The sequence below is a fragment of the Aphanothece stagnina RSMan2012 genome, from assembly GCF_046764815.1.
Classification (GTDB): domain Bacteria; phylum Cyanobacteriota; class Cyanobacteriia; order PCC-6307; family Cyanobiaceae; genus NIES-981.
The window spans coordinates 37,676-51,276 of record NZ_JBKOUC010000002.1; the positions used below are offsets into that span (position 1 = coordinate 37,676).

Annotated in this window: 11 protein-coding genes; 7 read left to right on the forward strand and 4 right to left on the reverse strand. The window is 72.0% G+C overall.

The features are described 5' to 3' along the window. Positions 1–110: 110 nt before the first annotated feature. From ACLNEE_RS01855 to ACLNEE_RS01865, 3 genes are read left to right on the forward strand one after another with little or no spacing between them, the layout of a single operon-like run. Positions 111–1,292: an iron-containing alcohol dehydrogenase family protein gene (locus tag ACLNEE_RS01855; RefSeq protein ID WP_411423917.1), complete on the forward strand. Its 1,182-nt coding sequence runs from the start codon at positions 111–113 to the stop codon at positions 1,290–1,292. After that, on the forward strand, positions 1,289–2,194 hold the full coding sequence (locus tag ACLNEE_RS01860) for an alpha/beta fold hydrolase (protein WP_411423916.1): 906 nt from the start codon (positions 1,289–1,291) through the stop codon (positions 2,192–2,194). Before ACLNEE_RS01855 ends, ACLNEE_RS01860 begins: the two co-directional genes overlap by 4 nt. A 2-nt stretch (positions 2,195–2,196) precedes the next feature. Next, positions 2,197–2,832, forward strand: a complete 636-nt coding sequence (locus ACLNEE_RS01865) for an LmeA family phospholipid-binding protein (RefSeq protein WP_411423915.1) — start codon at positions 2,197–2,199, stop codon at positions 2,830–2,832. 11 nt (positions 2,833–2,843) lie between these two features. On the opposite strand, the gene ACLNEE_RS01870 is transcribed toward ACLNEE_RS01865, so the two are convergent. The 3 genes from ACLNEE_RS01870 to ACLNEE_RS01880 all read right to left on the reverse strand — a co-directional run bounded on the left by ACLNEE_RS01870 (position 2,844) and on the right by ACLNEE_RS01880 (position 5,825). Next, positions 2,844–3,689, reverse strand: a complete 846-nt coding sequence (locus tag ACLNEE_RS01870) for a phosphatidate cytidylyltransferase (protein WP_411423914.1) — start codon at positions 3,687–3,689, stop codon at positions 2,844–2,846. Continuing rightward, positions 3,686–4,312: a precorrin-6Y C5,15-methyltransferase subunit CbiT gene (gene cbiT, locus ACLNEE_RS01875; RefSeq protein ID WP_411423913.1), complete on the reverse strand. Its 627-nt coding sequence runs from the start codon at positions 4,310–4,312 to the stop codon at positions 3,686–3,688. Before cbiT ends, ACLNEE_RS01870 begins: the two co-directional genes overlap by 4 nt. A 91-nt stretch (positions 4,313–4,403) precedes the next feature. Next, a complete protein-coding gene (locus tag ACLNEE_RS01880) occupies positions 4,404–5,825 on the reverse strand; it encodes an Orn/Lys/Arg family decarboxylase (RefSeq protein WP_411423912.1) in 1,422 nt (473 codons plus the stop codon). A 49-nt stretch (positions 5,826–5,874) separates the two neighbouring features. Here ACLNEE_RS01880 and ACLNEE_RS01885 point away from each other — a divergent pair, with 49 nt between their 5' ends. From ACLNEE_RS01885 to ACLNEE_RS01900, 4 genes are all read left to right on the forward strand, one after another. Continuing rightward, positions 5,875–7,566 carry an ABC1 kinase family protein gene (locus ACLNEE_RS01885; RefSeq protein ID WP_411423911.1) on the forward strand — a complete coding sequence of 564 codons (1,692 nt, stop codon included), beginning with the start codon at positions 5,875–5,877 and terminating at the stop codon, positions 7,564–7,566. 78 nt (positions 7,567–7,644) lie between these two features. Then, a complete protein-coding gene (locus ACLNEE_RS01890; RefSeq protein ID WP_411423910.1) occupies positions 7,645–8,124 on the forward strand; it encodes a hypothetical protein in 480 nt (159 codons plus the stop codon). Positions 8,125–8,243: 119 nt separating this feature from the next. Beyond that, on the forward strand, positions 8,244–11,669 hold the full coding sequence (locus tag ACLNEE_RS01895; protein ID WP_412006716.1) for a hypothetical protein: 3,426 nt from the start codon (positions 8,244–8,246) through the stop codon (positions 11,667–11,669). Next, positions 11,666–12,604: a M48 family metalloprotease gene (locus ACLNEE_RS01900; protein ID WP_411424528.1), complete on the forward strand. Its 939-nt coding sequence runs from the start codon at positions 11,666–11,668 to the stop codon at positions 12,602–12,604. The genes ACLNEE_RS01895 and ACLNEE_RS01900 overlap by 4 nt, the downstream gene beginning before the upstream one ends. Here ACLNEE_RS01900 and ACLNEE_RS01905 read toward each other — a convergent pair. Further along, positions 12,589–13,593, reverse strand: coding sequence for an RpoD/SigA family RNA polymerase sigma factor (locus tag ACLNEE_RS01905; RefSeq protein ID WP_412006717.1), 1,005 nt, complete (start codon positions 13,591–13,593; stop codon positions 12,589–12,591). The genes ACLNEE_RS01900 and ACLNEE_RS01905 overlap by 16 nt on opposite strands. Positions 13,594–13,601: the final 8 nt, after the last annotated feature.

A 13,601-nucleotide genomic window follows, 5' to 3' on the forward strand; every position in this document is an offset into this window, starting at 1 on the left:
CTGGCCGGCGCCGGAGCCTGAGGCTCCGGTCCCCGGGCCGGGGACCGGCTCCCTGGAAACTCCCTGGACAGCCGTTCGCTGGGTCACGGCGCGATCTTTACAATCCAGCCATGCCCCAGCAGCGATCCAGCCGCGCCGTTTCCAGGCCCTTCAGCAAGCCTGTCCTCCAGCCCGCCGAGCAGACCTCGCAGCCCAGCCATCACTGGGTGGCACCACGTGAGGTGATCCGCGGCGAGGGAGCCTGGCTGCGGGCCCTTCCCCGGATAGCCAGCCTCTGCCACACACCCCTGCTGCTGGGCCGGGGAGCGGCCACCGAGGCCCTGCGCCGGCAACTGGCCCTGGATCTCCGCCAGGCCGGCCTCAACCCGTGTGAGGCCGGCCTGGCGTTCGACTGCTGTGAGGAGGACCTCGCGCGGATCAGCCGCCAGATCAGGGAAGCCGCCAGCACGGTGGAGGCGGTCATCGCTGCCGGCGGCGGCAAGGTGCTGGACGCCGGCAAGCTGCTGGCCGAGCGCCATGGTCTGATCTGCATCACCGTGCCCACCAGCGCGGCCACCTGCGCCGGCTGGACCGCCCTTTCCAACGTCTACAGCCGCGACGGAGCCTTCCAGCGGGATGTGGCGCTGCAGCGCTGCCCGGACCTGCTCGTCTTCGACCATGCCCTGGTGCGCACCGCTCCCGGCCGCACCCTGGCCAGTGGCATCGCCGATGCCCTGGCCAAGTGGTATGAGGCCTCGGTGAGTTCTTCGGCAAGCGCCGATGGCCTCATCCAGCAGGCTGTGCAGATGGCCCGGGTGCTGCGCGACCAGCTGCTGATCGAGGCGGAGACGGCCCTGGCCGAACCGGCCAGCGAAGCCTGGGTGCGGGTGGCCGAGGCCTGCGGCCTCACCGCCGGTGTGATCGGCGGCCTGGGTGGGGCCCGCTGCCGCACCGTGGCGGCCCATGCCGTTCACAACGGGCTCACCCAGCTCGCCGGCAGCCATGGCGCCCTCCACGGCGAAAAGGTCGGCTTCGGCATCCTCGTGCAACTGCGGCTGGAGGAGGTGCTGGGGGGGAACCAGCTGGCCGCCCAGGCCCGGCGTCAGTTGCTGCCGCTGTTCCGGCAGCTGGGCATCCCGCGCGACCTGGCCGAGCTGGGCCTGGGGCGAGCCAGCCTCGAAGAACTTCAGCAGGCCTGTGACTTCGCCTGCGCCCCAGGGTCCGACCTGCACCACCTGCCGTTCAGGGTCACACCGGTGGATCTGCTGGCCGCCCTGGTCAGCACCTGCAGCGGCGAGCGTGCCGCAGCGTGATCACCGCCACCGCCGTTGAGACCCCGCTGGAGCAGTGCCGCCACCTGGTGGAGCGGGCCGCCCTCAGCCTGATCGACCCCCAGGGCCGGGCCCTGGCCCGGGCCGTTCAGTGGTGGCAGCTCGACGGCCTGGAGGGGGCCTGGCCGGTTGCGGTCATCGGCCAGGGCCCGCCGCTGCTGCTGCTGCACGGCTTCGACAGCTCCTTCCTGGAGTTCCGTCGTCTCGCCCCCCTGCTGGCGGAACAGCACCAGCTGATCATTCCGGACCTCTTCGGCTTCGGCTTCTGTCCCAGGCCAGCGGAGGCCCGCTACGGGCCGGAGGCGGTGCTTAGCCATCTGCGGGCCCTGCTGACGGCCCTGGGCGACCGTGTGGGCGAAGCCCCGGTGGGCCTGATCGGGGCCTCGATGGGGGGATCGGTGGCGGTGGAGCTGGCCCGCCAGCGGCCGGAGCACATCGCACGGCTGCTGCTGCTGGCCCCCGCCGGGCTCACCGGCCGGCCGATGCCGCTGCCACCGGTGCTCGACGGCCTGGGGGTGCGGTTTCTGGGATTGCCGGGGGTGCGCCGCGGCCTCTGCCGCAGTGCCTTTGCCGATCCCGACCGGGCCGTGGGTGAGGCGGAGCTCGAGATCGCCTCCCTGCATCTGGCGACCCCCGGCTGGGGGGAGGCCCTGCGCCGCTTCGCGCGCACAGGAGGGTTCGCGGGCTGCGGTCATCCCCTCCCTTCCCAACCGCTGCAGGTGCTCTGGGGCGCGGATGACCGCATCCTCCGCCAGCCCCAGAAAAGGGCCGCCCTGGCCCTGCTCGGTGAGCGGGTGCGGGAGCTGGAAGCCTGCGGCCATCTCCCCCACATCGATCAACCCGAGACCGTCGCGGCCACCTGGCGGGAAGGACAGCCCCGCTGACCATGGCCGCCGATTCCCAGGCCAGCGGACCGGTGCTGCAGCTCCTGGCCAGCGCCCTGCAGCTGTGGGTGCGGCAGCAGTGCCAGGCCGTCCAGAGTCTGGACATCCAACTGGAGGGCTCGGCCCTCGGCCTGCTGCGGGGGCGTCTGCAGGGGGTTCGCCTTCAGGCCACCCAGGTGGTGTACCAGGGCCTCCAGCTGGAACGGGCCGAGCTGCGCAGCGGCGCGATCGCCGTGCAGCTCGGCCATCTCTGGCGTGGCCAGCCGCTGGAGCTCGACCAGGCCTTCACGGTCCGGGGGCTGGTGGGCTTCACGGCGAGCGGACTCAGCCAGTCGCTCGGGCGGCCGGAGTGGCTCCCCCTGGCCGAAAGCCTGGGGGAACAGCTTCTGGAGGGCCAGCGGGTGACGGCGTTCCGGACCGAGGCCGCTCATCTGGTGCTGTCGGCGGCGGCAGCCGATGGCGGCCGGCCCGTCGAGTGCCGGACCACGATCGGCGCCGACGGGGGCACGATCGCGATCCGCCGCCTCGATGGAGCGGCTGTGGTGCACCTGCCCATGGACCCGGCGATCCGGATCGAACGGGCCTCGCTGGAGGGTGAACTGATCGTGCTGGAGGGCGAAGCCCTGGTGTCTCCCTGACCCGTGTCCCCCTAGCCCAGGGGCAACGGCAGCGCCAGGGTGACCAGGGAATACACCACCGCCGGTACGAACAGGTAACTGTCGATGCGATCCAGGATGCCGCCATGGCCGGGGATGGCATCGCCGGAGTCCTTGAGTCCGGCATCCCGTTTCATCATCGACTCGGTGAGATCACCCACGAGGGCGAACAGGGCCACCACGGCTCCCAGGGCGGCGCCGATCAACCAGCCCCAGCCCCAGCCGATCCAGGTGCCGCCCACGGCGCCAACCGCCATCGCACAGGCCACCCCACCGAGGGCCCCTTCAACGGTCTTGCCCGGTGAGATCGGCGAGAGGGGGCGCCGGCCGAAGCGCCGGCCGATCACGTAGGAGCCGATGTCGGTGGCCACGATCAGGAAGCAGGCCAGCAGGGTGAGGGCCAGACCGTTCTCCGGGAGCTCCCGCAGCTTGATCCAGTGACTGGGCAGAAAGCCCAGATAAAAAAGGCCGAAGACCGAGGCGGCGATGTCGGCGATCGTGCCGGTGACGGGTTGCAGCAACAGCCAGCCGCAGATCACCGCCCCCGAAGCCGGCAGCACCGCGGCCGCCACGCCGCCGGCGAACCAGCTGCCATGGCTGGCGAGCTGGGTGGAGACCAGCAGCAGCTGCACCGCCACCAGGGTGGTCTTGGTGGCCGGGCGGATCCCCTTCGACTGGGCCATCCGGAAGAACTCCAGCAGACCCAGGTGCACGATCACACCCACCGCCACCGTGAACCACCAGCCGCCGAGCATCACCACCACGAAGCCGAAGGCTCCGGCCGCCCAGCCGCTCAACAACCGCGGCAGGGACGTGGTGGTGCGGGGTTGGGGGATCACGGACGCTCCGCGGCGATCAGGAACAGCGGCTCGGCGGCGGCCAGCTTGGCCTGGCTGCCGCGCCGTTGCATCCGGTGGACGGTGGCCTGCACCACCTGCACATCGCGCGCCTCGAGCTGGCCCAGGGTATCGGTGGCATCCACCAGGCCCTCCAGGCTGGCGGTGCTGATCACAAGGCGGCCTGCGGGCTGCAGCGACTGCCAGACCAGCCGCAGCACATCCCCCAGGGGGCGGCCGACTTCCAGCACGACCCGGTCGGGGGAAGGCGGGAGCCGGGCCAGATCATCCGGCGCCGCACCGGGATGGATATGCAGGTTGGTGATCCCGAAGCGACGGCGGTTCTGCTCCAGCAGGGCAATCGCCTCGGGATCCCGCTCCAGGGTGTGCACCTGGCCCCGGGGCATGAGCCGGGCGATCTCCAGGGCCAGGGCGCCGGTGCCCCCGCCCACATCCCAGACGAGGGACTCGGCCCGGGGCCGCAGATGGGCCAGCAGCATCACCCGCAGTTCCATCGGCGTGGGACTGAAGCCCGGGGCGGCGTCGAAGGCCCCGTCCGGCAGCCCGGGGGTGACGAAATCCCACTGGTAGGGCGAGGCCGGGGACGCAGCACTGGGGTCGTCCATCAACGGCGGCCTTCGAACAAACGCGGGATGGGGCCAACGCGGGGAGGGGCAGGTCTGGGCCGGGGACGCAGCCCGCCGTGATGCCTTCCCATCAGCTGGCCACAACCCTCACCGTATCAGCGATCTGGCCAGGCCAGAGCCGCTCCTGCCCCTGCAGCCACTGGGCCCGGGCAGGATCGATGCGCTCCCCGGGAATCACCAGGGGGATACCCGGCGGGTAGGGGCAGAGGGGCTCGGCGGCCACCCGGCCTGCCGCCGCCGCGAGGGGGACCCGCTCGGCAGGGGCGCGCCAGGCCTGCCCCACCGGCAGCTCCGGCTCCCCCAGCTGCGGCAGGGGCGGAGCGCTGAAGGGCGGCAACGGTTCGCCCCCGCGGCATCGGGCCAGCGCCGCGAGGGCCCGGGGCAGCCGTCGCACCACCCCGCGGGGGGGTGCAACCCCCAGACAGAAGGTGAGGGTGCCGGGATCCGGCAACTCGGCGAGCACCCCGCGCTCCAGCAGCCAGACATCGGCGTCCAGGCCGCCGATGCCCAGGGCGGCCGTCAACACCACCAGGCGCAGGGGATCGTCGTTGGCCAGCAGCGGCAGGTTCAGGTCCCGGCAGCGGCGGCGCAGGCGTCGCGCCACCTCCACGGCCCGGGCGCGCTGGGCCAGCCCCGCAGCGCTGCGGCCATGGCGCAGGCTGCTGGCGGCGGAGGCCAGCAGGAGGGCGCTGGGGCTGGAGGTCTGCAGCCAGAGCAGGCTCCGCTGCACCGCCTCCACGTCCCAGCGACGACCCTGAGCCAGCAGGGCCGCGCTCTGGGCCAGGCCACCCCCACTCTTCTGGCAGGACACCACCACCAGGTCCGCCCCGGCCGCCAGGGCCTCCCCGTTGCCATGGGCCTGATCCACCAGCAGGGGCAGACCGGCCCGGTGCACCACCGCGGTCAGTCCCGCCAGATCCGCCCCGAACCCGTGGTACGTGGGGGCCACCAGGGCCACGGCCGCCAGGGGGCCGCCGGCCAGGGCCCCGGCCAGCGCCCGGCCGAGCCCCTCAGGGGTCGGAGGCCGCCACAAGCCGCTGATCGGATCGAAGGGCAGGCTGAACAGCACCGGCTGCAGCTGCCCCAGCACACAGGCGTGCAGCAGGGACCGGTGCAGGTTGCGCGGCAGCAGCACCCGGCTGCCGGGTGGTGCCAGCGCCAGCAGCGCGGCCTGCAGCAGACCGCTGGCCCCGTTCACCCCGAACCAGCAGCGCTCGGCCCCCAGCAGCTCGGCGCAGACCTGCTGCTCACGGGCCACCGCGCCATCGGGCTCCAGCGGCCCCCCGAACCCGGGCAACTCCGGCAGATCCCAGCTGCCGGGGCGCTGGCGCAGCAGACGCGCCAGATCGGGCGGCAGCCCCCGGCCCCGGCCATGGGCCGGCAGGTGGAGCGGCAGGGCGGCAGGGGTGGGGGCGAACAGAAGAGACAGAAAGAGGGAAGAGGAAAGAAGAGAAACCGTGCGGGAACGCCTGGATGGCGAGGGGCGGAACACCCGGCCGGTCCCGCGTTTCTAGAGTCTCGGTCCCCATCCGACCCTGCCCTTGACCGCCGCAGCCAGCCCCGGGACCCCGGCGGTCCCCGCTCCCCTGGGCTACGCCCCCCGGGAGGACCTGCGCTGGCTGCTGAGGCGCCCCGGGATGCTGGTCGGACGGCTCGTCTTCGTGCTCTGGCAACTGGCCAGCCTGGCCCTGGCGCTGCTGGTGCAGGGCAGCAGCACCGACCGCCGCGTCCAGCAGCGTCTCGGCAAGCGCATCCTCGACACCCTCACCAGCCTGGGCCCCTGCTTCATCAAGGTGGGGCAGGCCCTCTCCACCCGGCCCGACCTGGTGCGGCGGGACTGGCTCGATCAGCTCACCCAGCTCCAGGACAACCTCCCCGCCTTCCCCCAGGCCGTGGCCCTGCGGACGATCGAAGCGGAGCTGGGGGCCCCGGTGGAGCAGCTGTTCGAGCTCTTCCCGGACTACCCGGTGGCGGCCGCCAGCCTGGGGCAGGTGTACAAGGCCCTGCTGCCGGACGGGCACTGGGTGGCCGTGAAGGTGCAGCGGCCGGATCTGCCCCTGATCCTGCGGCGGGACCTGGTGATCATCCGGCTGCTGGCCATCCTCACCGCACCGCTGCTGCCGCTGAATCTGGGATTCGGGCTCGACGAGATCATCGATGAGTTCGGTCGCACCCTGTTCGACGAGATCGACTACCGCAAGGAGGCCGACAACGCCGAGCGTTTCGCCGCCCTGTTCGCCAGCCATCCCGAGGTGACCGTGCCGCGGGTGGAGCGCCAGCTGAGCACCCAACGGGTGCTCACGACCAGCTGGATCCACGGCACCAAGCTGCAGGAACGGCAGGTGCTCGAAGCCCGGCACCTCGACCCCACGGCCCTGATCCGCACCGGCGTGGTGGCGGGCCTGCAGCAGCTGCTGGAATTCGGCTACTTCCACGCCGATCCCCACCCCGGCAATCTCTTCGCCCTGCCCGGCCGCACCGGTCCCCTCGGCCATGTGGGCTATGTGGATTTCGGCATGATGGATTCGATCAGCAATGCCGATCGCCTCACCCTCACCGGGGCTGTGGTTCACCTGATCAACCGGGATTTCCGCGCCCTCGCCCAGGACTTCGTCACCCTCGGTTTTCTCCACCCCAGCACCGATCTCGAACCGATTCTCCCGGCCCTGGAGGAGGTGCTGGGTGGCGCCCTGGGCGAGAACGTGGGCGACTTCAACTTCAAGACGATCACCGACCGCTTCTCCGAACTGGTCTTCGACTACCCCTTCCGAGTGCCGGTGCGGTTCGCCCTAATCATCCGGGCGGTGGTGAGCCAGGAGGGCCTGGCCCTGCGGCTCGACCCCGATTTCAAGATCATCCGGGTGGCCTATCCCTACGTGGCCCGTCGCCTGCTCGCCGGGGACACCGCGGAGATGCGCGAGAAACTGCTCGAGGTGCTGTTCGACCGCGACGGTCGCCTGCGGATCGAGCGCCTCGAGAGCCTGCTCGGGGTGCTCGAGGATGACGGCCCGAGTACGGACCTGCTGCCGGTTGTCGGTTCGGGCCTGAAGCTGCTGTTCGGACCGGATGGGGCCAGCCTGCGCCAGCGTCTGCTGCTCACCCTGGTGCGGGATGACCGCCTGCACACCGACGATCTCCGGGCCCTCGCCGACCTGCTTCGGCGCACCTTCAGCGCCCGCAAACTGGCCAGCGGCCTGCTGGCCCGGCTCAATCCCCTGACCGCCGCCGCCTGACTGCCCCAGCCTGAGCGCCCCAGCCTGAGCGCCGCCACCCGGCGCGGCTAGGGTCGCTGGTGCCAGTTCCTGAATCCTGTGCCCTTCGAGCCGAGCTCCGCGCCAGTCAACCTGAGCGAGGCGGCCGCCGATCTGGCCCTGGGCAGCTATGGCGATCTGGATGCCCAGGAGTTCCTGCTCGAGTACGCGCCCCTGCTGCAGCCCCCCTACGTGCTGGCCGGCCTGGGGCTGGCGATCAGCGTGCTCTGCGGCCTCACCTTCGCCCGTCTCGTGCAGAACCGCCTGGAGGGATGGAAGCAGGACCGGCTGGCGCTGCTGCCGCTCGGCAATGGCGCCACCACCCTGCCCTACATCGGGGTGGTGATCGGCGTGACCCTCTTCATCGGCGGCAGCCTCCAGGTGTTCGGCTTCTCCTCGGGAGCGGCGCTGCTGGTGTCGTTCGTGCTCTCGATCGGCACGGCCGGCGCCCTGTGGGTCCAACTGGAGCGGCTGATGGCGCAGGTCGAGAACGGCACCTTCAGCGCCGTCGATTTCGACAACTTCGACCAGTTCTTCTGACCCCGGCGCGCACCGGATTCGCGGCTTCCGGGGTTTCCGGATATCACGACGGTGTGGGCAGCGGCCCGCAGCTCGGCTAACCCACGGGGACAGGTTCGGACCCGGCCGTGTGCTTCCTGGTGTTGCTCGGACTGGTGGGTCTGGCCCTGCTGATCCGGGAACGCAACGCGCTGCGTGAACGGCTGCGCCGGCTCGAGCAGGCCGTAGCGACGCTCGAGGGCCGCATCGCCCAGCCCCCTGCAGCGCGGCCCTCACCGCAGACACCACCAGCCGAAACACCGCTGCCCCAGCTGCCACCCCCCGCGCCGCCGGCAGCACAACCGCCCCCACCGGAGCCCGCAGGCCCGATCCGGCGACCCGAGGCGCGAACCGAGCCCCCCCGGCGACCTGGCTTGAAGCCGGCCCGGCCAGCCCGGCCCACCCCGGCGACGCAACGCCAGGGCCCCGGTCTGCGGCAGCGGGTGGAGAGCCTGCTGGTCGAGAACTGGACCGGGATTCTCGGGGTGGTCGTGCTGGTCGCGGGGATCACCTTCACGGTGATCAACGCGGCCCTGCTGCTCAGGCCCCTGCAACGGTTCCTGCTCACGGTGGTGGTTGCCCTGGCACTGGCGGCACCCTCCCTGGCGGTCGGTCAGCGGGAACCCTGGCGCAACCTCACCACCTGGATGCGCAGCGGAGCCGGGGCCCTGCTCCTGCTCGCCTGCACCGCCGCCGGCACCCTGCCCCAGCTGGGTCTGCAATGGACGGAGCGCCAGGACCTCTCCCTCGTCCTGATCGGCCTGGCGGTGCTGGTCAACCTGGCGCTGGCGACCCTGGCCCGCACCCAGACCATCGCCGCGCTGCACGTGGTGGTCAACCTGGTGCCGCTGGCGATCGTCCCCCAGTCGGGCCTCACCCTGGTCATCGCCACCCTGGTGTGCCTGCTGGGCAGCCGCCTGCCGGGGGGCCGGCGCTGGAACGCCCATCAACTGGTGGTGACCTGGGCCTATGCCCTGTACCACCTCGCCTGGGTGGTGCGAAGCCAACCCTTCCTGGACGACGACGACGCCAGCCTGCGGCTCCTCGGTGCGCTCAGCGCCGTGCTGGTGTTCGGAGGCGGGATCCTGCTCCAGCACCAGCCCCGCTGGCTCTCCCCCCGCCTGCAGCCCCTTCCCCTGGCGGTGTTGATCAGCCAGGGGGGCGCCCTGGGGCTGGCCCTGCTGCTCTACCCCCGGCAGGCGGTGCTGCGGGCCACGGTGCTCGGCCTCGGCGCCCTCACGGCCCTGCTGCTGGCGCGGCGCTCCCGCCGCAACGGCTGGGCGTGGCTGGAGCTCGCCGACAGCCTCGGGGCCCAGGGCTTCGCGGTGGCGGCCGTGTTCAGCCTGCAGCCCCTGATCGCCGACCTGCCGCTCCTGTTGCTGGTGCTGCAGGCGGAAAGCCTCGCCTTCCTGTGGCTGGGGGTGGTGGAGCAGGCCCCCTGGATTCGTCGCCTCGGCTGGGCCTTGAGCGGTCTGAGCGCCGCCGCGCTCACCACCCTGACGCTGCTCCAGGCTCTGGCGGGCCGCCTGGACCTGCAGCTGCCGGGCTTTGCCGCCTCCCCAGCGCAGACCACCTCGGTGCTGCTGATCGCGGCCCTGCTGCTGGCCGGGAGCCAGGAACTGCTGCACCGGCGGGAGGTGCCGCTGCCGCTGCCGCCCCTGCTGGGCTGGCTGGCCGGGCCGCCGCTGTGGGTGGCGATCGGCCTGACCAGTGCGCCGGCCTGGCGGCCGGCCCTGCTGCTGGGGGTGATCGGCGGGTTGCTGCTGCTGGCCCGTCGCTGGCAGACCCCCGGCCTGCGGGGGGGGCTGAATGGCGCCGTGGTGGCCCTGCATGCCCAGTTCTGGCTGTGGGTGCTGGTGGCGGGACCCTGGTCCTGGCCCACCCTGCTGCCGCGACTGCTGCCCCTCACCCTGCTGGCCCTGCTGCTGCTGGCCAACCGGCAGGCCACGGCCTGCCGGCGACTGGGCTGGGGCCTGCTGCAGGGCACCGCTGCCGTGCTGACCCTCGCCACCATCGGGCTGCGCCTGGTCGGCACCTCCTTCCCGGCGCTCCAGCCCAACGCCGTGGTGCTGCTGGTGGAGGCCGCTCTGTTCACCGGCCTGCCGCGGCTGCTGCTGCGCCGTGGCCTGCCGGTGCCGTGGCCGGCCACGGCTGGCTGGCTGGCTCCGGCTCTGGTGCTCACCGGCACCCTGGCAGGCCTGGCGGCACCCGCAGCGCTCTGGGGAGCCGCCGTGGCCCTGGGCCTCCTGCTGCTCCTGGCCAGACGCTGGCGCCCCGCCGGCCTGCTGGCGGGAAGCACGACGGCGGCGGGGCTGGTGCATCTGCTCAGCTGGCCGGAGCTGCTGAACGGGCAGCCCTGGGCGCCGGGAGCCCTGCTGCTGCGGCTGACCCCGCTTGCGGCCCTGGCCGTGGGCCTGCACCTCAGCGGCCGCGGCCGGGACCTCGCCGGCTCCACACCGCCCGGCCGCTGGCTGGGGCTGGATCTGCTGGGCCTGACGCTCGGCCTCGCCGCCCACCTGCTGTTCCAGCCCGTCTCGCCGCTGATCCCGGGCGTGGCCTGGCTGCTGCTGGCCCTGCTCTGGCTGGAGGCCGCGGATCGCCTGCCCGGCCGGGATGCCGCCCACGCCCTCGGGCTGGCAGGGCTCAACCTGCTGGCCTACGTCGGCGCCTATCTGCTGGTGATCAGCCAGAGTCCGGCGATCGTGGAGCTCGGGCCGCTGTCGCTGCGGGGGCGGCTGCTGATCGAGCTGCTGGCGGTGCTGGTGCTGCTCTACGGGTGGTTCTTCCGGCCACGTCCGGTCCTGGCGGAGCTGAAGCTCTGGGAGCGGCTCCAGCCCTCTCTTCTGGAGGGCTCCCTGCTGGCCACGGCGGCCCTGGTGCTCAGCGAGGTGGGGCTGCTCTGGCGACCGGTGGCCTGGTCGTTCCTGGCCCTGGTGCTGATCAGCCCCCCCCTGCGCCGGCTGTTCGCCAGTCGCCTGCAGGTCTACGCGGTGATCCTGTTCTGGTTGGGCCTGGCCACCCTGGTGGCGATGCTGGGCACGCTGCCCTCCCCGAGTCCGCACTGGGCGGCCCAGCCTCAGACGCTGGGGCTGCTGGCGATCGGCCTGCAGGTGGGCTTCATCGTGGCGGCCCACCGCTGGCTCGATCCCGACCAGCTCCGCCATCCCGGCGGGCTGGCGCTGCTGACCTGGATCGGGCGCCGGGTGGCGCCCCATCCCTTCCGCTGGCTCTACCTGCCCCTGTTCGCCGCCGTCGCGTACTACCTCGCCAGCCGCTACGACCGCTCCCTGCTCACCCTGCTGTGGGCGGCGGAAGCCTTCGGGATCTACGTGCTCGGTGCGGTGCTGCGGGAGCCCCCGTTCCGCACGATCGCCCTGATCGGCCTGGGGGCCTGCCTCGTCCGGCTGGTGGCGATCGACATGGCCCAGGCGGATCTGGGGCTGCGGGGCCTGGTGTTCGTGGGCGTCGGGGGGCTGATGCTGGCGATCAATGCGATCGCCAGCCGCTTCCGGAGCCGGTTCGAATGAAGGAGGCACCCGGCGGCAGACTCCGGCTGGGCCTGCTGGCCCTGCTGCTGCTGGGTGGCACCGGCCTGATCGCGCTGCTCTGGCAGGGCAGGCCCACCCCGCCCCTGGAGACATCCCTGGCCACCCCCTTCCAGCTGCTGGGCACACCCGGGCACCTGGTGGATCGGCTGGCCAACCGGGTGCTGCCGGTGGGCGATCTCGACGAAGAGGCCCTGGGTCAGACCCTGCACCGGCGCTACGAGAGCCAGCTGCGCCCAGGGGATCCGGACCAGCCCTATCTCGATCAGCTCATCGAGGGTCTGCGACCCGGCACCCGTCGGCCGTTCACCTACCGGGCCTACGCGATCGGCGACTGTGGCGCCGCCAACGCCCGGGCCCTGCCCGGCGGGGTGATCCTGGTGTGCCGGGAGCTGTTCAGCCTGCTCGACTCCGAGGCCGCCCTGGTGGCCGTGCTGGCCCACGAGATCGGCCATGTGGAGCTCGGCCACTGCTTCGCCCACGTGCGCTTCGAACTGCTGAGCCGCCGGCTGGGCCCCCGCAGCCTGGGCCAGCTGGCGGATGCGGCGGTGCGGGTGGTGCTGCAGCAGCCCTACAGCAAGGCGGCCGAACACGAGGCCGATGACCATGCCTACACCGTGCTGCTGGCCAGTCGCTACGACCCGGCGGCCCAGGGCCAGGCCTTCGCCGCCTTCAACCGGGCCTACGGGTCCGGCCGGCGCCGGGCCGACCTGATCCTCGATGGTCTCGCCAGCCACCCGCCCGGGGCCCTGCGCGAGGCCGAGTACAGCCAGCGGGCGGAGGCCTGGTGGCGCCGCCATCGGGGAGAGCGCCGCTACCGGGGCCGACGGAACCTCGAGAAGCGCCGCAGCCTGACCGCGTGGGAGCGGCCCGAGGAATGGGTGCGGAACGGTGGAACCACTCAGGCCACCAGATAGCCCTCGAGCATTCCGGAGCGGGAGCGGATGCCCTCGAGCGCCTTGCGCTCCAGATTGCGGGTCTTGTCGCGGCTCATGCCCAGGTTCTTGGCAATGGCGCTGAGGCTCATCGGCTCAGAGGTCTCGGCGGAATCCGGATCGATGCCGTAGCGCATCTTCAGCACCCGACCCTGCAGTTCCGGCAGCTGCTCCAGCAGCGCCCGCAGGTCCCCCTTCAGGCACTCCCCGTCCACACGCTCCTCCGGCAGCTCCCCATCCCCCGCCAGCAGATCCAGCAGCTCCGTATCCTCCCCATCCCCCACCTTCGTCTCCAGACTCACCGGCTGACGCGCACGGCACAGCAGGTCCTTCACCTCCTCCTCCGGCAGCTCCACATACCCCGCCAGCTCCGTCACCGTCGGTGTCCGGCCCAGCTCCTGGCTCAGTTCCCGCTGACCCTTCTTCAGCTTGTTCAGCGTCTCGGTGATGTGGATCGGCAGCCGGATCGTGCGGCTCTTCTCCGCAATCGCCCGCGTGATCCCCTGGCGGATCCACCAGTACGCATACGTACTGAACTTGTAACCCCGCGTCGGGTCGAACTTCTCCACACCCCGCACCAGGCCAATGGTCCCCTCCTGGATCAGGTCCAGCAGCTCCATGTTCCGCTTGGTGTACTTCTTCGCCACGCTCACCACCAGGCGCAGATTCGCCGCCACCATCCGCTCCTTCGCCCGGCGGCCCGCCTGCAGGCGCTTGCGCAGCACAGGGCCGCTCAGACCCAACGCCTTCGCCAGCTCCGCCGCACTCGGACGCGTCCCGCCCGCACGCATCGTCAGCTCCTGCTCCGTCTCCTCGATCGCCATCAGCTCCTGCACCTGGCGGCCCAGCGTGATCTCCTGCTCGTGCGTCAGCAGCGGCACCCGGCCGATGTCGCGCAGGTAGCTGCGCACCAGATCGGCACCACCAGGGAAGACGGAGCCATCGGCAGTGGCCACCGGCAGGGAAGGCATGGGGAAGG

Excerpts from the sequence above, each read along its gene's own strand:
- ACLNEE_RS01855 (WP_411423917.1), top strand. The coding sequence starts at position 111 with ATGCCCCAGCAGCGATCCAGCCGCGCCGTTTCCAGGCCCTTCAGCAAG.
- ACLNEE_RS01865 (WP_411423915.1), top strand. The coding sequence starts at position 2,197 with ATGGCCGCCGATTCCCAGGCCAGCGGACCGGTGCTGCAGCTCCTGGCC.
- cbiT (WP_411423913.1), bottom strand. The coding sequence starts at position 4,312 with ATGGACGACCCCAGTGCTGCGTCCCCGGCCTCGCCCTACCAGTGGGAT.
- ACLNEE_RS01900 (WP_411424528.1), top strand. The coding sequence starts at position 11,666 with ATGAAGGAGGCACCCGGCGGCAGACTCCGGCTGGGCCTGCTGGCCCTG.
- ACLNEE_RS01905 (WP_412006717.1), bottom strand. The coding sequence starts at position 13,593 with ATGCCTTCCCTGCCGGTGGCCACTGCCGATGGCTCCGTCTTCCCTGGT.